Source organism: Pseudomonas anguilliseptica, from assembly GCF_900105355.1.
Taxonomy (GTDB): Bacteria; Pseudomonadota; Gammaproteobacteria; order Pseudomonadales; family Pseudomonadaceae; genus Aquipseudomonas; species Aquipseudomonas anguilliseptica.
Map to the genome: position 1 here is coordinate 2,477,543 of NZ_FNSC01000001.1, position 18,506 is coordinate 2,496,048.

Annotated in this window: 18 protein-coding genes; 7 read left to right on the plus strand and 11 right to left on the minus strand. The window is 58.6% G+C overall.

What is annotated here, in order from left to right; translation table 11 throughout:
• Window positions 1-17 precede the first annotated feature (17 nt).
• Window positions 18-779 carry a hypothetical protein gene (locus tag BLW24_RS11885; RefSeq protein ID WP_090380785.1) on the minus strand — a complete coding sequence of 254 codons (762 nt, stop codon included), beginning with the start codon at window positions 777-779 and terminating at the stop codon, window positions 18-20.
• Between the two features lie 170 nt (window positions 780-949).
• On the opposite strand from BLW24_RS11885, the gene sbcB reads away from it, so the two are divergent.
• Window positions 950-2,380, plus strand: a complete 1,431-nt coding sequence (sbcB, locus tag BLW24_RS11890) for an exodeoxyribonuclease I (protein WP_090387713.1) — start codon at window positions 950-952, stop codon at window positions 2,378-2,380.
• Between the two features lie 103 nt (window positions 2,381-2,483).
• Here sbcB and mvaT read toward each other — a convergent pair whose 3' ends face one another.
• Complete coding sequence (gene mvaT, locus BLW24_RS11895) at window positions 2,484-2,858, minus strand: histone-like nucleoid-structuring protein MvaT (RefSeq protein ID WP_090380788.1); 375 nt, start codon at window positions 2,856-2,858, stop codon at window positions 2,484-2,486.
• 301 nt (window positions 2,859-3,159) lie between these two features.
• Here mvaT and purU point away from each other — a divergent pair, with 301 nt between their 5' ends.
• Window positions 3,160-4,011 (plus strand): formyltetrahydrofolate deformylase, encoded by an 852-nt coding sequence (purU, locus tag BLW24_RS11900; RefSeq protein ID WP_090380793.1) that lies wholly within the window; start codon window positions 3,160-3,162, stop codon window positions 4,009-4,011.
• A 60-nt stretch (window positions 4,012-4,071) separates the two neighbouring features.
• Complete coding sequence (locus tag BLW24_RS11905) at window positions 4,072-4,509, plus strand: CBS domain-containing protein (protein WP_090380796.1); 438 nt, start codon at window positions 4,072-4,074, stop codon at window positions 4,507-4,509.
• Window positions 4,510-4,638: 129 nt separating this feature from the next.
• Here BLW24_RS11905 and BLW24_RS11910 read toward each other — a convergent pair whose 3' ends face one another.
• The gene (locus tag BLW24_RS11910) at window positions 4,639-5,619 is read right to left on the minus strand and encodes an IS5 family transposase (protein WP_090375425.1); all 981 of its coding nucleotides are present in this window, start codon (window positions 5,617-5,619) and stop codon (window positions 4,639-4,641) included.
• Window positions 5,620-5,719: 100 nt separating this feature from the next.
• On the opposite strand from BLW24_RS11910, the gene BLW24_RS11915 reads away from it, so the two are divergent.
• Window positions 5,720-5,905, plus strand: a complete 186-nt coding sequence (locus BLW24_RS11915) for a hypothetical protein (RefSeq protein WP_090380799.1) — start codon at window positions 5,720-5,722, stop codon at window positions 5,903-5,905.
• A 43-nt stretch (window positions 5,906-5,948) separates the two neighbouring features.
• Here BLW24_RS11915 and BLW24_RS11920 read toward each other — a convergent pair whose 3' ends face one another.
• Window positions 5,949-7,826, minus strand: a complete 1,878-nt coding sequence (locus tag BLW24_RS11920) for a methyl-accepting chemotaxis protein (RefSeq protein WP_090380802.1) — start codon at window positions 7,824-7,826, stop codon at window positions 5,949-5,951.
• Between the two features lie 128 nt (window positions 7,827-7,954).
• Here BLW24_RS11920 and BLW24_RS11925 point away from each other — a divergent pair, with 128 nt between their 5' ends.
• Window positions 7,955-9,454 carry a helicase HerA-like domain-containing protein gene (locus BLW24_RS11925; RefSeq protein WP_090380806.1) on the plus strand — a complete coding sequence of 500 codons (1,500 nt, stop codon included), beginning with the start codon at window positions 7,955-7,957 and terminating at the stop codon, window positions 9,452-9,454.
• Window positions 9,455-9,511: 57 nt separating this feature from the next.
• On the opposite strand, the gene BLW24_RS11930 is transcribed toward BLW24_RS11925, so the two are convergent.
• From BLW24_RS11930 to BLW24_RS11940, 3 genes are all read right to left on the minus strand, one after another.
• A complete protein-coding gene (locus BLW24_RS11930; protein WP_090387714.1) occupies window positions 9,512-9,724 on the minus strand; it encodes a hypothetical protein in 213 nt (70 codons plus the stop codon).
• 219 nt (window positions 9,725-9,943) lie between these two features.
• Window positions 9,944-10,972, minus strand: a complete 1,029-nt coding sequence (locus BLW24_RS11935; protein WP_090375993.1) for an IS30 family transposase — start codon at window positions 10,970-10,972, stop codon at window positions 9,944-9,946.
• 111 nt (window positions 10,973-11,083) lie between these two features.
• Window positions 11,084-11,839, minus strand: coding sequence for a substrate-binding periplasmic protein (locus tag BLW24_RS11940; RefSeq protein ID WP_244161150.1), 756 nt, complete (start codon window positions 11,837-11,839; stop codon window positions 11,084-11,086).
• A 353-nt stretch (window positions 11,840-12,192) separates the two neighbouring features.
• Here BLW24_RS11940 and BLW24_RS11945 point away from each other — a divergent pair, with 353 nt between their 5' ends.
• Window positions 12,193-12,480 (plus strand): hypothetical protein, encoded by a 288-nt coding sequence (locus tag BLW24_RS11945; protein WP_090380809.1) that lies wholly within the window; start codon window positions 12,193-12,195, stop codon window positions 12,478-12,480.
• Between the two features lie 9 nt (window positions 12,481-12,489).
• Here the strand turns inward: BLW24_RS11945 and BLW24_RS11950 are convergent, their stop codons facing one another.
• Complete coding sequence (locus tag BLW24_RS11950; protein ID WP_090380812.1) at window positions 12,490-13,035, minus strand: tetratricopeptide repeat protein; 546 nt, start codon at window positions 13,033-13,035, stop codon at window positions 12,490-12,492.
• A gap of 240 nt (window positions 13,036-13,275) precedes the next feature.
• Here BLW24_RS11950 and BLW24_RS11960 point away from each other — a divergent pair, with 240 nt between their 5' ends.
• Window positions 13,276-14,409, plus strand: a complete 1,134-nt coding sequence (locus BLW24_RS11960; RefSeq protein WP_090380818.1) for a M14 family metallopeptidase — start codon at window positions 13,276-13,278, stop codon at window positions 14,407-14,409.
• A 51-nt stretch (window positions 14,410-14,460) separates the two neighbouring features.
• On the opposite strand, the gene gcvT is transcribed toward BLW24_RS11960, so the two are convergent.
• The 3 genes from gcvT to glyA form a co-directional block, all read right to left on the minus strand.
• Window positions 14,461-15,585, minus strand: coding sequence for a glycine cleavage system aminomethyltransferase GcvT (gene gcvT, locus BLW24_RS11965; protein ID WP_090380820.1), 1,125 nt, complete (start codon window positions 15,583-15,585; stop codon window positions 14,461-14,463).
• Window positions 15,586-15,679: 94 nt separating this feature from the next.
• Window positions 15,680-17,056 carry an L-serine ammonia-lyase gene (locus tag BLW24_RS11970; protein ID WP_090380823.1) on the minus strand — a complete coding sequence of 459 codons (1,377 nt, stop codon included), beginning with the start codon at window positions 17,054-17,056 and terminating at the stop codon, window positions 15,680-15,682.
• Between the two features lie 99 nt (window positions 17,057-17,155).
• Window positions 17,156-18,409: a serine hydroxymethyltransferase gene (gene glyA / locus BLW24_RS11975; RefSeq protein ID WP_090380825.1), complete on the minus strand. Its 1,254-nt coding sequence runs from the start codon at window positions 18,407-18,409 to the stop codon at window positions 17,156-17,158.
• Between the last annotated feature and the right edge of the window lie 97 nt (window positions 18,410-18,506).

Genomic DNA, 18,506 nt, shown 5'->3' on the forward strand with positions numbered 1-18,506 from the left:
CCGGTATTTAGTGAGGATTATTGCGGCGCAGGTAATACACCGAAGATGGTGCGATAGAGCACGCCCATAGCAATGACAAACAGCGGAATGGTCCAGACCAGGCCGACACCCAGCGGGATTGCGCTGACGAGTGTGATCAGACCGAGCAGCAGGAACAGGCCGAAGACCTTGAACCAGCGCTGGGTAATCGCCTTGCGCGAAGTTTCCAGGGCTTGCCACGGCGTCAGACCGCGCTCAACCACCAGTGGGATGGCCAGCATATAGGCGATGGCCAGGTACAGACCGGGAATGATCAACAGGAACATGCCGAGGTAGATCAGCAGCATGCTGATAATCGCGGTAATCACCAGCGGCACGGTGCGGCCGAAGTGACTGAAAATGTCATTGAAGCTGATTGGCTGGTCGGCGGCGCGACGGATGCCGATCATGTTGATCCCCGCCATAAAGGGATAAGCCAGGGCCGAGGCCAGAATGCCGATGACCAGTTCTGCCACGACCGCGAGCATCGGACTGTCGCTGACTACACCCAGCAGGCCGAAAAAACCGCCAATCAGAAAGGACGCCGCGAGCAGCACAGCGTAGAACACCAGAAAGCCACCGATGATGATGCCTTTTGTGCCTTTTACCCGTTGCCAGGCTTCGCTGAGCAGGTCGCTGATGTTGAAGTCATAGCCACGGCTCAGCGCTTCTTCGATGCTTGGCACCTGGCTGTCGCGTGGCGCTTCCTGCAGCGCACTGGCAGGTGCGGCGTAGGGATTGCTGGGGTTGATCTCACTCATGGGGCGTCCTTGTACGAGTGGTTAATCGAGCTTCCCACTTTAGTCGCCGCCAGGGCGCCCTACAAGGCGCAGACCCCACGCGGGGCGTGCGCTGGTGCAAGGTTCTGCGCTTGTCTGCGTGATGCTGGCAGGGTGGTAGACTGCCAGCGCCCCAGCATCAGGACATGACAGTGACTTCCAGCCTCTTTTGGTACGACTACGAAACCACCGGTATTGATCCACGGCGCGACCGGCCGCTGCAGGTGGCGGGGATTCGCACCGATGAAGACCTCAATGAAATTGCTGAGCCGCTGAACATCTACTGCCGGCCCAGCGACGACATCCTGCCGCATCCGGCAGCCTGTCTGGTGACCGGGATTACCCCGAGCAAGCTGGCGCAGCATGGCCTGGATGAAGTCGAGTTTATGAGTCGTGTGCATGCCGAGCTGTCGCAGCCAGGCACCTGCGGGGTGGGCTACAACAGCCTGCGTTTTGATGATGAAGTGACACGCTACAGCCTGTACCGCAACTTCTTCGATCCCTATGCCCGCGAATGGCAGGGCGGCAATAGTCGCTGGGATCTGATTGATTTGGTGCGTACGGCCTATGCATTGCGTCCGGAAGGCATCGTCTGGCCAGAAGACGAAGGCCGGGTGACGCTCAAACTGGAGCGTCTGACCGCTGCCAACGGCATTGCACACGGTCAGGCCCACGACGCGTTGTCCGACGTGCGTGCGACCATTGCCCTGGCGCGCTTGCTGCGTAGCAAACAGCGCAAACTCTATGACTACCTGTATCAGCTGCGCAGTAAGCAGCGCGTGCAGGATCAAATACGCCTGTTGCAGCCATTGGTGCATATCTCCGGGCGTTATGCTGGTGCTCGGCATTACCTGGCGGTGGTCTTGCCGTTGGCTTGGCATCCGCGTAACCGCAATGCGTTGATTGTTTGTGACCTGCAGGCCGATATATCGCCGCTGCTCAATGAGTCGGCCGAGATATTGCGAACGCGTCTGTACACCCGTCGCGATCAATTGGCCGACGGCGAGTTGCCGATACCGCTGAAGTTGCTGCATATCAACCGTTGTCCGGTCGTTGCGCCGATGAAGGTATTGCGCGCCGAGGACATTCAGCGTCTGCAGCTCGATGTGCCGGCTTATCAAGCGCAGGCTGAACAATTGCGCAGCAATCCTGGGGTGTGGCAGGAAAAACTTGCTCAGGTATATGCCGATGAGCAGTTTGCCGCTAATCAAGATCCTGAGCAGCAGTTATACGATGGTTTTATTGGTGATCGTGATCGCCGTTTGTGCGAACAGGTTCGGCGTGCCGAGCCGCAGCGCTTGGCAGAATCTGTTTGGTCATTTGATGATGAACGTTTGCCTGAGTTGTTGTTCCGTTACCGTGCGCGCAACTTCGCCGCGACGCTGAATGCGCAAGAGCAACAGCGTTGGCGAACATTCTGCCAACAGCGTTTGAGTCAGCCTCAATACGGGGCACCGAATACGCTCGAACAGTTCAATCAGGCCCTTGCCGCAGTACTTCCTGATATTGGTGTGCAGCAGCAAGCTGTTTTGCTGGAGTGGCGTGATTATGCAGAACAGTTACGTCAGCGTTATGCCCTGTAATTTGTGAGGGTAAAAGCTGAGTGCGTTGTTGAAACAGCGCTCATAAAAAACGCCAGCATCGCTGGCGTTTTTGTTTGAAGCTTGTGGTGCTTAAGCGGCAGGCTTAGCCCAGCAGGGTTGCCCAGTCTTCAACGACGTCACCGCCCCACTTGGCTTTCCACTCTTTCAGAGTTTTGTGGTTGCCGCCTTTGGTTTCGATAACTTCGCCGGTGTTCGGGTTTTTGTACTGCTTAACTTTACGCGCGCGCTTGGTGCCAGCGGGCTTGGTGGTGCGGGTGGCTTTGCTGCCTTTAGCGTCTGGGTCAAGCATGGCAATGATGTCGCGCAGCGATTTCTGGTATTCGCCCATCAGTGCGCGCAGTTTGCCTTCGAATTCCAGTTCTTTTTTCAGTTTGTCGTCTTGCGACAGATTTTTCAGGCGATCTTGCAGTTCTTTGATGGCTTCTTCAGTGGCGCGGTATTTGTTGATCAACGACATGTTGGGTACCTGTATTTGGGATTGGCGATTAAGTGATAGCAATAGTAGTCAGGCACTTTTCACAAGTAAACCGCTTTGTCGGTATTTTTTATGAATTGTATTGTTAAGTAGTTAGTTGAGTACGTGTTCTGTTGTACAGGATTGGTTATTTGCCAGTTATGACGGCGGTGTTTGCGCTATTTGCCTGGTTGCAACTGTTCGATCTTGCGCTATTGCTGCGCTGGCAAGCGCTGCTTGAGTACTGCAGTTTTTTCTGGCTGTGACTAGAATGGCCGACTTTATCTGAGCGCTGGAGCCGTTGATGCGTACTTTTCGATTGGTTATTGCCTGTCCGGATCGGGTCGGGATTGTGGCCAAGGTCAGTAACTTTCTGGCCGCTTACAACGGTTGGATTACCGAAGCGAGCCACCACTCGGATAATCAGAGTGGCTGGTTCTTTATGCGCCACGAGATTCGCGCCGACTCGCTGCCATTTGATCTGGATGGTTTCCGTCAGGCGTTTGCGCCGATTGCCCGTGAGTTTTCCATGGAGTGGCGAGTTACTGATTCGGCGGTAAAGAAGCGTGTAGTGCTGATGGCCAGTCGCGAGTCGCACTGCCTGGCCGATTTGCTGCACCGCTGGCACAGCGCCGAGCTGGATTGCGATATTCCCTGCGTGATTTCCAATCACGATGACCTGCGCAGCATGGTTGAGTGGCATGACATTCCGTACTTTCACGTACCGGTCAACTCGCAGGATAAGCAGCCGGCATTTGATGAAGTATCGCGCCTGGTTAAAGCCCATGCGGCTGACGTGATTGTGTTGGCGCGCTATATGCAGATATTGCCTGCGCCACTTTGCGCCGAGTTCTCCCAGCGCGTCATCAATATCCATCACAGCTTTCTGCCGTCGTTTGTCGGGGCCAAGCCGTATCACCAGGCATCGCTGCGTGGGGTCAAGCTGATTGGGGCGACTTCGCACTACGTGACCGAGGAGCTGGACGCCGGGCCAATCATTGAGCAGGACGTGGTGCGCGTCAGCCACCGCGACAGTATCGAAGAGATGGTGCGCCTGGGTAAGGACGTCGAGAAGATGGTGCTGTCGCGTGGTCTACGCTATCACTTAGAGGACCGAGTGCTGGTGCACGATAACAAGACAGTGGTGTTCGACTGAGGTGCATGTTGCGGTTCGGTTCGGTTCGGTTCGGTTCAGTACAGAAAGAGGGCTTTACTGATGCTCAAGTCAATCAAAGTACGTGATTACATGACCCGCAATCTGGTGACTTTCCGTCCTGAAATGAACCTGTTCACCGCGATCAATCGTTTGCTCGAACACCGTATTTCCGGCGCGCCGGTGGTCGATGGGCAAGGGCATCTGGTGGGCTTGTTGTCGGAGGGCGATTGCTTGCGCGGCATTCTCTCCGGGGCTTATTACGAGTCGGCGGGTGGGGATGTCAGTGCCTATATGACCACTGAAGTGGAAGTGATTTCACCTGAGGCGGACATTATCGAAATCTCCGAGCGTTTTTTGCGCGGCCGGCGTCGGCGTTTACCTGTGGTTGAAGAAGGCCGCCTGATCGGGCAGGTCAGCCGCAGTGATGTATTGCGTGCGGTCAAGGAGTTCGCCCAGCATGACGAAGGTCACCTGGCGCTTAAGGATGGTCTGAAGTAGCCATGTATTTCTGGCTGACTTCAGCCCCGCCGATTTTGAAAGCGGCAAATCGATCAAAAACGATCAGATTACCCATTCATTTCTGTGTTTTTAGCCGCCGCGAGTAGCTCGCGGCAGCCATTTCCCGCATTACAGGCGCACCTCTCCTGCATTGGTCAGTAAATGTCGGCGTGCCATCCACAGGTTCGACAGCGCGAACAGCGTCACCAGTTGCGCCGTGTTCTTGGCCAAGCCACGGAAGCGTGTCTTTACATAACTGAACTGACGCTTGATCACCCGGAACGGGTGCTCAACCTTGGCGCGCACCTGGGCCTTGGCCTTCTCGATCTTGCGTTTGGCTTTGTACAGCGGGCTGCTCTTACCCAGCTTCTTATAGGTGCTGCGGCGGGCAGCAACCTGCCAGATCACCTCGCGCCCATCATGTTCGGGGCGCTTTTCGACGCCGGTATAACCCGCATCGGCGCACACCACGTTTTCCTCGCCGTGCAGCAACTTGTCGACCTGAGTGACATCCGCCACGTTGGCCGCCGTGCCTACCACGCTGTGTACCAGCCCCGACTCGTCATCCACGCCAATGTGCGCCTTCATGCCGAAGTAGTATTGGTTGCCCTTCTTGGCCTGGTGCATCTCTGGGTCGCGTTTGCCGTCCTTGTTCTTGGTCGAACTCGGCGCATTGATCAGCGTGGCATCGACGATGGTGCCTTGGCGCAACGACAGGCCACGGTCGCCAAGATAGCCATTGATGACGGCCAGGATGCCGGCAGCCAACTCATGTTTCTCCAGCAGACGACGGAAGTTGAGGATGGTGGTTTCGTCGGGGATACGTTCCAGACTCAGCCCGGCGAACTGCCGCAGGATAGTGGTCTCGTACAGCGCTTCTTCCATCGCCGGGTCGCTGTAGCCGAACCAGTTCTGCATCAGGTGCACACGTAGCATCGCCATCAGCGGATAGGCCGGCCGACCGCCTTCACCCTTGGGGTAATACGGTTCGATCAGTGCGATCAAACCCTTCCACGGCACCACCCGATCCATCTCGATCAGGAACAACTCTTTGCGGGTCTGCTTGCGTTTGCCGGCGTACTCGGCATCGGCGAAGGTCATTTGCTTCATCGGAAAACTCGGCGGGTGGCGTCCGGGCATTTTGCCAAAATCAGGAAGTCTTATTCAGAGTTTCCTTAACTGAATACCGGCGAAGTACATGGGAGGTGTTATGACAGAACCGTTTGCGCGTGGAACCTCCAGCGCGCCACCGGTGCTCGGAGAGGGCTGTACGCAGCGCTATGACCCACAGGCGTTGACTCCCGAGAACGGTACCGAGTTTGCCGACGCTGCTGAGCTGTGGCGGCAATTGCAACAGGACGAACAGCCGCCAGCGAATAGCGACAAGCAGAAATAAAAACGGGGCGCTCACAGAGCGCCCCGTTTGTTTGTCACATTTGTTAAATGCGGAAGCTGTCGACCAGTTGCTTGAGACGGCTGGCCTGTTGCTCCAGATCGCCACAGGCGCGCAGAGTGGCATTGAGGTTTTCCACGCCTTCCTGATTGAGGGTGTTGATTTCGGTGATGTCGACGTTCAGCGACTCGATCACCGAAGTCTGCTCTTCGGTGGCGGTGGCCACTGACTGGTTCATGCCATCGATCTCGCCGATGCGCTCGGTCACGCTGCTCAGGCGCGCACCGGCCTGGTTGGCGATCTCCACGCTTTCTTCGCTGTAACGCTGACTTTCGGTCATGGTGGTGACCGACTCGCGGGAGCCGACCTGCAACTCCTCGATCATCTTCTCGATCTCCTGCGCTGACTCCTGGGTACGGTGGGCCAGGTTGCGTACTTCATCGGCGACCACGGCGAAGCCACGGCCGGCTTCACCGGCGCGCGCTGCTTCAATGGCTGCGTTGAGTGCCAGCAGGTTGGTTTGTTGGGAGATGCTTTTGATCACCTCAAGAATCTGCCCGATGTTCACCGTTTTGCTGTTGAGGGTTTCGATATTGCCGCAGGAGGCGCTGATCTTGCCCGACAACTCATTCATCGCCAGTATGGTTTTCTCTACAACCTGGCGACCGTCTTCAGCCAGATGACGTGCATCGGAAGCCTGATTCGATGCGTCGGCGGCGTTGCGCGCGATCTCCTGGGCGGCGGCGCCCAGTTCATTGATCGCCGCAGCCACACTGTTGGTACGGCTGGCTTGTTCATCGGAGTTGATCATCGACGAGTTGGAGGCGCCGACCACCAGCTTGGCTACTTCGTTGACCTGGCTGGTGGCGGATGACACTTCGCGGATCGAGCTATGGATACGCTCGACGAACTGGTTGAACGCGCTGGCCAGACGGCCAAACTCGTCGTTGGATTGAATGGTCAGGCGTTTGGTCAGGTCGCCCTCGCCCTGGGCGATATCTTCCATGGCTTTACCCATGACATTCAGTGGTTGCATCAACACGCTGATCAGCATGCTCAGCAGCAGCATGATCAGCACCACTGCGATGATTGTGGCGACGATAGCCGAGGCGCGAAATTCGCTGAGCATCGAATAAGCTTTGTCTTTGTCGATAGACAGGCCGATGTGCCAGTTAACCGAAGGTAGGCCTTTGACCGGGGCGAAGGTAAGAATGCGCTGACTGCCGTCGAGCTCTGCTTCGCTGAATTCACTGCTAATGCGTGGCGTGTTTTGTGGATAAACCTCGCTGAGTGACTTCATCACCAGATTTTTATCTGGATGAACCAGGATTTTGCCGTCTGAGCTCACCAGAAATGCGTAGCCAATACCATCGAAGTCTAGTGAGTTGATGATCTCAGTTAGAGTGTTGAGGCTCAGGTCGCCACCGACTACGCCTGCAGCTTTAGCCGGTGTGGCAATGGTAATGATCAACTCTTTGGTGGCAGCATCGATATAAGGTTCAGTCAGGGTGCTGCCGCCTGCGCTCATGGCATCTTTATACCAGGGACGAGTACGCGGGTCGTAGTCAGCTGGCATTTCATCATTCGGTCGCATGGTGAAGCTGCCGTCGGCACTTCCCAGGTAGGTAAATACGAAGGAGGAGGTCAGCGCTTTCTGCTCTAACAAGCCTGTCAGGGCCTCGTTCGAAGAGTCTCGGGCGATCGACTGTGCTGCGCTTTCTACCAACAGGATGCGCCCAGACAGCCAGTTGGAAATGTTGCTGGACGTAACGTCACCCATTTCTTGCAGATAATTTTCCAGATCATCGCGGGTGGCGTTGCGTTGCAGGTAATCATTGTACAGGGTGAACAGTGAGAATGCGGCGATCACTACCAGCGAGGCGGCGAGCAGAATCTTGTGGCTGAACTTCAGGTTGTTGGTCATGGCTTCTTGCGTCCGGTAAGTTCTGGCATCAGTCTTGGGCCGATGTAAGGCAATGGCACCACCGACGTGCGGCGATGCTGACTATGTCGGCTTGATTGCAGTAAAGCTTTAACCACGGAGATAACAAGATGGCGCAAACCGATCAGTTTGTTGTGGGGGCCGATCTTCAGGGGCTGCCGGTGGGGCAGGCATTGCGTCTGGCCAATCGACATGGGCTGATTGCCGGCGCCACGGGCACTGGCAAAACGGTGACCCTGCAGCGCTTGATCGAAACTTTCAGTGATGCCGGTGTGGCAGTGTTTGCCGCGGACGTGAAGGGGGATCTCTGTGGCCTGGGGACTTCCGGCGCGCCGCAAGGCAAAGTGGCCGAACGCATCGCCAGCATGCCCTGGCTCAATCATCAGCCGATGGCCTATCCGGTAACCCTGTGGGATGTGCACGGCAAGAGCGGCCACCCACTGCGCACCACCCTGAGCGAAATGGGGCCTTTGCTGCTCGGTGCGCTGCTGGAGCTGACCGACAGTCAGCAAGCCGCACTCTATGCTGCGTTTAAAGTAGCGGACCGCGAAGGTTTGCTGCTGCTCGATCTGAAAGATCTCAAGGCGCTGTTGGCGCACCTGAAAAGTCACCCTGAAGTGCTGGGTGAAGACAGCGCGCTATTTACCGCTACGTCATCGCAAGCCCTGCTGCGCAAATTGGCGGGCCTGGAACAGCAGGGTGCAGATGCGTTGTTTGGCGAGCCGGCGTTGCAGCTGGAAGACATTCTGCATCCGGACCGCGATGGTCGCGGGCGTATTCATCTGCTCGACGCCAGTCGCCTGGTGCACGAGGCACCGAAGGTCTATGCAACCTTCTTGCTCTGGCTGCTGGCCGAGCTGTTCGAGCAGTTGCCGGAGCGTGGTGATGCCGACAAGCCTTTGCTGGCGCTGTTCTTTGACGAAGCGCACTTGCTGTTTGCCGATACCCCGAAGGCCTTGCAGGAGCGCCTGGAGCAGGTGGTGCGGTTGATCCGCTCGAAAGGCGTGGGAGTGTATTTCGTCACCCAATCGCCAGGCGACCTGCCGGATGATGTGTTGGCGCAGCTTGGTTTGCGCATCCAGCACGGCCTGCGCGCCTTTACCGCCAAAGAGCAGAAGTCGCTGCGTGCGGTGGCCGATGGCTTCCGGCCCAATCCGGCCATCGACACGTTGACGGTGCTTACCGAGCTGGGTATCGGTGAAGCCCTGGTTGGCACGCTGGAAGCCAAAGGCACACCGGCTATGGTTCAGCGCGTAGCCGTGGCACCACCACAGTCACGTATTGGGCCGCTGAGTGAGGCCGAGCGCGTGGCCTTGATTCAGCAGTCGCCGTTGCGTGGCCGCTACGACAAGCCAATCGATCGCGAGTCTGCCTATGAATTGCTGACCGCCCGTGCTGAGCAGGCCGCCCAACAGGCACAGCCAAGTAAGCCTAGCGCCGCGAGCAAGAAGGTCGAGTCAGGCGGCGGGATTGGTAGCGCAGCGGGTGAGCTGCTTGGCGGTCTGGCCAGTCAGGTGATGAAAACGGCCATGCGCCAAGCCGCCAATCAGATCGGCCGGCAACTGGTGCGTGGTCTGCTGGGGTCGCTGATGGGGGGCAAGGGACGTTGAACCAGTGGCCATCCCGATCAGGGATGGCCAGGTATCTGGCATCAGGGCCGCGCGGCGTCAGTTAGACGTCTCGTCTGCCTTGGCTTGTAGCTCTTTTTCGATTTTTACCAGCTCTTTTTCAAACGCTTGGTCGAGAAGGTTAGCCTTCTTGCGCCACGGCTTGCGCTCGGGGTCCGGTTGAGCGGCGTAGGTGATCACTTCCCCGCCGTATACATCCTTGTAACGCTGCGCCTGGCGCTCGAGTTCGGCGCGCAGTTCGTCTTTCGTCACGTAGTTACCCATGGTCTTGAACAGAATATTGGCTGGATGCCAGGCATATGGCCTGGGCACCTGAGACGGCCAAACAGTTTTAGCTCACGCATTTAGTAAGCGTAGCGAATAGTTTCAATGACTATTGCCGCGCTGGTTTACCCTTTAATTGTGGATGATCTGAACGAATTGTCAGATTTGTTAAAGGGTTGGCGGTTGCAGGAGCTGAGTGCAACACGGTTATTGAATTGACGCTGGCGCATCATGCCGCATAGCCATGGCTTCTTGCATTACTTCGCTCATGACTTCGATCGGGCACTTGAAGTCGAAGCGCTTACGCGGCCGCATATTCAGTTGCAGTGCAATGGCATCCAACTGTTCTTGGCTGTGTCCCGACAAGTCTGTGCCCTTGGGCAGGTACTGGCGAATGAGGCCGTTGATGTTTTCGTTGCTGCCGCGCTGCCAGGGGCTGTGTGGGTCGCAGAAGTAGATCGCTATGCCGGTTCTCTGGGTGATCTCGGCGTGCCGCGCCATCTCCCGGCCCTGGTCGTAGGTCATGCTCTTACGCATCGCCAGCGGCATACGATTGAGTGCGGCGCTGAAACCTTCCATCGCCGAGGTCGCCGTCGCATCGTTCATCTTGATCAGCATCAGGTAGCCACTGGTGCGTTCTACCAAGGTGCCGACCGACGAGGCGTTGGCCTTGCCCTTGATAAGGTCGCCTTCCCAGTGGCCCGGCATCAGGCGGTCTTCAATCTCCGGCGGGCGCACGTGAATACTGACCAGCTCCGGGAGCTGGCCACGTCGATCCACGCCGCCAGAGCGCGGCCTGCGCGTCGTCTTGCTTTGGCGCAGGCAGATAATCAGCTCCTTACGCAGCTCGCCGACCGGCAAGGCATAGATCGCGGTATAGATCGTCTCGCGACAGACGTAGGCATCTCTGAGGCTGGGTATGTTCATGCTGCGCAGCTTGCCGGCAATCTGCTCGGGAGACAAACGCTCACGCAGCATATGGGTCACCAACTCGAAGCGTTCACTACCGGGCAGCAGCTTTCGCTTGGGCCGGCAGACTTGGCGCCGGGCTCTCATCTGCTGCTGCGCCGCACGGGCCGAGTAACGACCGCAGACCTCTCGATTACGGCGCAACTCGCGACTGATAGTCGAGGGGGATCGGTTGATCAGGTGGGCAATCTTGCGCAGGCTAAAGCCTTGGGCATGACCGATTTGAATAGTGGCGCGCTCTTCAACGCTGAGTTCGGAATAAGACATAGGGGCAGCACCGTATCGGAAAGATCAGGTGTTGCACTCAGTTTTTGCCGCCGCCGTTAATTAGGCTGCGCTCGGCAATTATGGCGAAGCCAAGTTAAATGTCCAGCCTGCTTAGTTGGCAGGTTGTAGACCGTAACGTTGCACAATGGTTGCAAGCTGGCCGTTATTGCGCAACGTTCTCAGCCCGCGATTGAATGCCTGAAACTGCGCAGGCGTGACTTTCTTGCGGGAAAAACCAATGCCGTATGAAATTGACGTCAAATGTCCGGCGTTACGCAGCGCGTAGAGATATTCATGCTCAATCAAGTGGCGGGCAACATCGCGATTAAGTACAACGACGCCTCGCTCACCAAAGCGCCCAGCAGTGAGTATCAACAGCAGGCGATGGTTGTTGGTCACCAGTTTAACTTCGACATCCGGTGTGTTCTTCAGGCTTTCCTGCAATACGAATGAGGTGCCTGACGGGCCGTACACGCGGACCTGGCGGCCTTGCAAATCGCCTGGCTGACTGTAGTGGAAGTTGCTTGAGCGCAGGGTGTAGAAGTCGTAGCCGGAGGTCACCAGCATAGGAGTAATACGGAATGCCTGGCGCCGTGCGGGAGATTGAATCACGGTGAAAATGCCATCCACTTCACCATCTTCGGCCTGCTGTAGGGCACGGCGCCAAGGCAGTACTTCAATATGGCATTGCCACTGCAAGGTGCGGCAGGTGGCTTCGACTATATCAGGCAGTGCGCCGCTGGCAGTTGCACCGCGCGAGTAACTGAAGGGTGGGAACTCCTCGGTTACAAAATGCAGGTTCTCAGCCGCCGAATTACGGGAAGCAATCAAGGCGATCAGTGTGAGCAGGGCATGGCGTAACAACACGACTTAATCCTTTAGTTGCGATGAACGCTTGCAGACGCTGTATTGCCTGGGTGTGGCTAATTGCAATGGTTGGATTATTAACCTTGTGTGAGTGCGTATGCCTAGCACTTGTTGACGCTTGCTGGGGCGGGACTGGTTTTGTTCAGCGTATTTTCACTGCCAATGTTGGGCCTGCTTGCTTGGTAATACCTTGCAAACTCTGAGCAATTGAGTAAACCCGCATGCCTCCCTACATTTGCGCCCGCACTGGTAGGTCCCTTTGCGCAGTTGATTAGATCGGTTGATCAATCAAGGTGGTGGCTACTGGGGCACGCCCGCAAATCAGGCCGTTAATGGCTGCTATGGAGAACGTTATGCGTAAGTCGATGCAAATGGGTGGGCTGGGGCTGTTGCTGATCGGCCTGGTTGGTTGCGAAGTGGCTGAACAATCGGCGCAGGAACTCGTTGAAAAGGCCGTTGTGGATGTCGCGCGCGAGGCGGTTGATGAAACCGTGAAAGAGCTCAACAAGCAGGTGGACGAGGTGCAGCAATCAACCAATGAGTGGCTGGGCAAGCCCGTTGAAGAGGCTGAGTCACAGCAATCCGAGCAGCCGCAGACTAAGCCGGATGACCAGGCTGCGAGCAAGTCCATCGAAACCTGAGTCGAGGTTTCAGGGCATCTCCTGCAGTGCTGTGCAACTGGCACTGTAATTCTGCTGGCAGGCGCTGGTGAACAGGCGTCGGGCCTGATTGGCGTCCAGCGGTACGCCTTGTTCGCCCCGTAGGTAGAGGCTGCCGAGGATGTGCTGGGCCATCGGGTTGCCGCCAGCGGCGGACTGGTTGAGGTACTTGAGCATCTGTTGTGGGTTGTTGAAGTCCGGGTTGTCGCGGCCGGTGTACAGGTAGGCCAGGCTGACGGCGGCCATGGCGTGGCCCTTGTCGGCGGCGAGCTTCCACCAGTATTCGGCCTGCTTGAGGTCCTTGTTCGGATTGCCGACGAAGTACAGGCTGCCGAGCTGGAACTGGCTGTCGAGATCGCCACGGTTGGCCTGGCTGCGCAGGTTGGCCTCGGCGGCGCTGTTTCCGCGGGGGGCATCTGCTTGCTGGGTGGGCTGTTCGGTCTGGTTTTGTTCCGCTTGGTTGGCGCAGCCGCCCAGCAGCAGGCCTGCGCAGAGCAGCAACAACAGTGGGCGGTGGTGTAGTGGGGCAATGTTCATGCGCGTTTCTGCTCCCTTGAGTTGGTGTTGAGCGTTACGTCGAGCCTGTAGCGAGTAAACAGCAGATTGCAGCCTCGCATGCAAGTTGCGTGGAGGTCGAGCTGTTGGCTGCATTGATCGTCCCGTGCAGGTTGCAGAATCCATATCAGTTTGTCGCCTGCAGCGTTTCGCCCGCGCGCCAGAGCTGCGATTCTTGGCCATCTACGCGCTTCCCCGCGAACCCAGGCCTTCGAGGTATCCATGCAGATCAGCTCCAACTTCGACAGCGGCAATATCGAGGTCATCGACGCCAGCAACCCACAGCAGGTGCAGCTGGCGATTCGTCCGGACCTCAACAGTGGGCATTTCCAGTGGCTCCACTTCAAAGTCGAGGGCTTGCAGCCTGGGCAGCGTTACGGCTTCAGCCTGGGCAATGCCGGGCAGTCGTCGTACAAGAATGCCTGGAGCGGTTACCACGCCGTGGCTTCTTACGATCAGCGCGACTGGTTTCGGGTGCCCAGCCGCTTTGAAGAGGGCGCGCTGAAGTTCGACATCGAGCCGCAGCACGGGCAGATCTGGTTCGCCTATTTCGAGCCCTACAGCCGCGAGCGCCATAGCCAGTTGATCGAGGATGCGCAGCGTTTGGCGGGCGCCGAGCTGTTTGCCACAGGCAAGAGCATTGAAGGCCGGCCCATCGAGTTGCTGCACATCAGCCGCAATCCACAGGCACAGCGCAAGATCTGGCTGATCGCCCAGCAGCATCCCGGTGAGCATATGGCCGAGTGGTTTATGCAGGGGCTGCTTGAGCGTTTGCAGCGACGTGATGATGCCGAGCTGAATACGCTGTTGGAGCAGGCCGATCTGTACCTGGTGCCGAACATGAATCCGGATGGCGCGTTCCGTGGTCATCTGCGTACCAACGTCGCTGGGCGCGACCTTAACCGTGCCTGGCAGTCAGCCAGTGAGGCGGACAGCCCTGAGGTGTATTTCGTCCAGCAGCAGATGCGCGCGGTGGGCGTCGATCTGTTTCTGGATATCCACGGTGATGAGGAAATTCCTCACGTGTTTGTCGCCGGCTGTGAAGGCAACCCCGGCTATAGCCCGCGCCTGCAACGTCTGGAAAATCAGTTCAAGCAGTTGCTGATCGATAACGGTGCCGAATTCCAGACCACCTTCGGCTACACGCCCGATCAGTTCGGCCAGGCCAACACCAGCCTGGCCTGCAACGCAGTGGGCATGGAGTTTGATTGCCTGGCCTTTACCATCGAAATGCCATTCAAGGATCACGATGACCGTCCCAACCCTCAGACCGGCTGGAGTAGTGCGCGTTCGATGCAGTTGGGCAAGGATGTACTGAGTGTGGCAGCCGCCATGGTCGGGCAGCTGCGCGAATAACAGGGCGCTGGCGGGCAGGGGCTGCCCGCCAGGATTGTCGCTAAGGTCGCTTTAGCCGCGGTAGTAGCGCTGCGGCACAAACGGGGTCTTGGCCACTTTCATCGCCACGCGTTTGCCGCGCACCATGGCCCATACCTCGGTATCCAGGGCGATATGGCTGTTCTGCACATAGCCCATGGCTACCGGCGCAGCCAGGGTTGGGCCGAAGCCGCCGCTGCAGACGGTGCCGATCACATTGCCATCGGCATCGACGATTTCTGCGCCTTCACGCACCGGTACACGCTCCTGCGGCAGCAGGCCGACGCGCTTGCTGGCAACGCCTTGTTGTTGCTGGGCGAAGATTCGTTCTGCACCGGGGAAGCCGCCAGCACGGGCGCCATCGGCGCGGCGTGGCTTGGACATGGCCCACAGCAGGCTGGCTTCGATCGGTGTGGTGCTGGTGCTCATGTCGTGGCCATACAGGCACAGGCCGGCTTCCAGACGCAGCGAGTCGCGGGCGCCGAGGCCAATGGCGGCTACTTCCGGTTCTGCCAGCAGGCTGCGCGCCAGGGTTTCGGTGTGCTCACACGGTACCGAGATTTCGAAGCCATCTTCGCCGGTGTAGCCGGAGCGGCTGACGTAGCAGTCGACGCCGAGCAGACGCACTGGGGCGAATTGCATAAAGGTCATCTTCGCCACTTCAGGTGCCAGGCGCGCCAGCACATCGACGGCTTGCGGGCCTTGCAGGGCGAGCAGGGCACGCGCCTCGAACAGGCTTTCGATCTCGCATTGGCTGCCAATATGCTTTTGCAGGTGAGCCAGATCCTGGTCCTTGCAGGCGGCGTTGACCACCAGGAACAGCGTGTCGTTACCCAGGTTGGCAACCATCAGGTCGTCGAGGATACCGCCGTTGTCATCGGTGAACATGGCGTAGCGCTGCATGCCCACGGGCAGGTCGATGATGTCTACCGGCACCAGGGTTTCCAGTGCCTTGGCGGAATTTGCACCACGCAGGACAATCTGGCCCATATGCGAGACGTCGAACAGGCCGGCAGCTTCGCGGGTGTGCAGGTGTTCCTTCATCACCCCGAGCGGGTACTGCACCGGCATGTCGTAGCCGGCGAACGGCACCATGCGCGCGCCCAGTTCGAGATGCAGGGCATGTAGCGGGGTTTTCGCCAGGGTTTCAGTGGTCATGCGGTTCTCCATGTCGGTATAGATCGTTTTTGTAGGCGCGAGCTAAAAGTATTGCGAGCAAGCTCGCTCCTACAGGGTTGTATGGTCGTTGGCTTTAGCACTCGACAATGTTCACGGCCAGTCCGCCGCGGGCGGTTTCCTTGTATTTGTTGTTCATGTCGGCGCCGGTCTGGCGCATGGTGCGGATTACCTTGTCTAGCGATACGAAATGCTGACCGTCGCCGCGCAGGGCCATGCGTGCGGCATTGATCGCCTTCACCGAGCCCATGGCGTTGCGCTCGATGCAGGGCACCTGCACCAGCCCACCAATAGGGTCGCAGGTTAGCCCGAGGTTATGTTCCATGCCGATCTCGGCGGCGTTCTCCACTTGGTTGACGCTGCCGCCGAGCACTTCGCACAAGGCGCCTGCGGCCATCGAACAGGCCACGCCGACTTCGCCCTGGCAGCCGACTTCGGCCCCGGAGATCGAGGCGTTTTCCTTGTAGAGAATGCCAATGGCGGCGGCGGTGAGCAGAAAACGCACCACGCCGTCGTCGTTGGAGCTGGGGATAAAGCGGCTGTAGTAATGCAGCACCGCCGGCACGATACCGGCCGCGCCATTGGTCGGGGCGGTGACCACGCGCCCGCCGCTGGCGTTTTCCTCGTTTACCGCCAAGGCATAGAGGTTGACCCAGTCGAGCACGCTCAACGCATCGCGCAGGCTGGCTTCCGGGTGCTTGCACAGCTGGCGGTGCAGGGCGGCGGCGCGGCGCTTGACCTTGAGCCCGCCGGGCATGATGCCTTCGTTGCGACAACCGGCTTCGACGCAATCCTGCATCACCTGCCAGATATGCAGCAGGCGCGCGCGGGTCTCGGCTTCCGGTCGCCAGGCTGTCTCGTTGGCCCGCATCACCTGGCTGATCGACAGGTTGTGCTCGGCGCAGTGCGCCAGCAGCTGTTTGCCAGTGGTAAAGGGGTATTGCAGAGCAGTCGTGTCTTCGACGATGCGGTCGGCCCCGGCGGCCTGCTCATCGACAACGAAGCCGCCGCCTACCGAGTAATACTCGCGCGAACGGATCTGCAAGCCGGCGGCGTCGAAGGCGCGAAAGATCATGCCGTTGGGGTGAAAGGGCAGCGGCTTGCGGATCATCGCCAGGTGTTGTTTCTCGACAAAACGGATGGGCTTTTCGCCGAGCAGGTTGAGTTCACCGCTGCTGCGAATCGCCGCCAGGCGGGCGTCGACGTTACTGGTGTCGACGCTGTCCGGCTGTTCGCCTTCCAGGCCGAGCAGCACGGCTTTATCGCTGCCGTGACCTTTGCCGGTGGCACCGAGTGAGCCGTACAACTCTACTTTGACGCTGTCGGTTGTGGCCAGCAGTTGATCGCGGCGCAGGCCTTCAGCAAAGCGTACGGCTGCCAACATCGGGCCGACCGTATGCGAGCTGGACGGGCCAATGCCGATCTTGAAGAGGTCAAAAACGCTAAGTGACATGTTTGCTCCGACTGCGTGTTTTGCTGCCGCCCTTGTGAGGCGGCGTTGATACAGCGCGCGGGATAACCGCGCCGCTAGTGGCAAAAACTGCGTGCCGTCCTAGTCAGCGTAGACCGGGAAGCTGGCGCATAGGTCCGCCACCTGACCACGAACGCGCTCAATTACCGCCGGGTTTTCCAAGTCGTCGAGGATGTCGCAGATCCAGCCGGCCAGGGCACGGCATTCCCCCTGCTTGAAGCCGCGGGTGGTGACTGCCGGGGTGCCGATGCGGACGCCGGAGGTGACAAACGGCGACTGCGGGTCATTCGGCACTGCGTTCTTGTTTACCGTGATATGCGCCGCACCCAGTGCCGCGTCCGCCGCCTTGCCGGTGAGGCCCTGCTTGATCAGACTGACCAGCATCAGGTGGTTGTCGGTGCCGCCGGAGACCACATCAAAACCGCGCGCAACGAACACTTCGGCCATCGCCTGGGCGTTGTCGACCACCTGCTGCTGGTAGGTCTTGAAGCCAGGCTCCAACGCTTCCTTGAAGCACACGGCCTTGGCTGCGATCACATGCATCAGTGGGCCGCCCTGGCTGCCAGGGAACACCGCGGAGTTAAGCTTCTTCTCGATCTCTTCGTTGGCCTTGGTCAGGATCAAACCGCCACGTGGGCCGCGCAGGGTCTTGTGCGTTGTGGTGGTGACCACATCGGCGAAAGGAAGCGGGTTGGGGTACAGGCCAGCTGCGGCCAGGCCGGCGACGTGGGCCATATCGACAAACAGCAGTGCACCGACCTTGTCGGCGATGGCGCGGAAATGGGCGAAGTCCAGGGTGCGCGAATAAGCGGAGAAACCGGCGACGATAATCTTCGGCTTATGTTCGACGGCCAGGCGCTCAACCTCGGCGTAATCGATCAGGCCGTTCTCGTCGATGCCGTACTGCACCGCGTTGTACAGCTTGCCGGAGGACGACACCTTGGCCCCGTGGGTCAGGTGGCCGCCATGGGCCAGGCTCATGCCGAGGATGGTATCGCCGGCATTGAGCAGGGCCAGGTACACCGCGCTATTGGCCGAGGAGCCGGAGTGCGGCTGCACGTTGGCGTAGTCGGCGGCGAACAGCTGCTTGGCGCGCTCGATGGCCAGCGCCTCGACCTTGTCGACATGCTCACAACCGCCGTAGTAGCGCTTAGCCGGGTAGCCTTCGGCGTACTTGTTGGTCAGCCCGCTGCCCTGGGCCTGCATGACGCGCTGGCTGCAGTAGTTTTCCGAAGCAATCAGCTCGATATGGTCTTCCTGGCGCTGCTCTTCGGCGTTGATCGCGGCGAGCAGGGCATCATCGTAGCCTTGCAGTTGGTCGTGCTTGCTGAACATGGTGAGGCCCTCTGGTTTTTATATGAGGTGCAGCTAACCCGCCTCGGGTAGAGGTGAGTCGAAAATTGGGGAGAAAGCAGTCCCGCGGCCCGGTTGC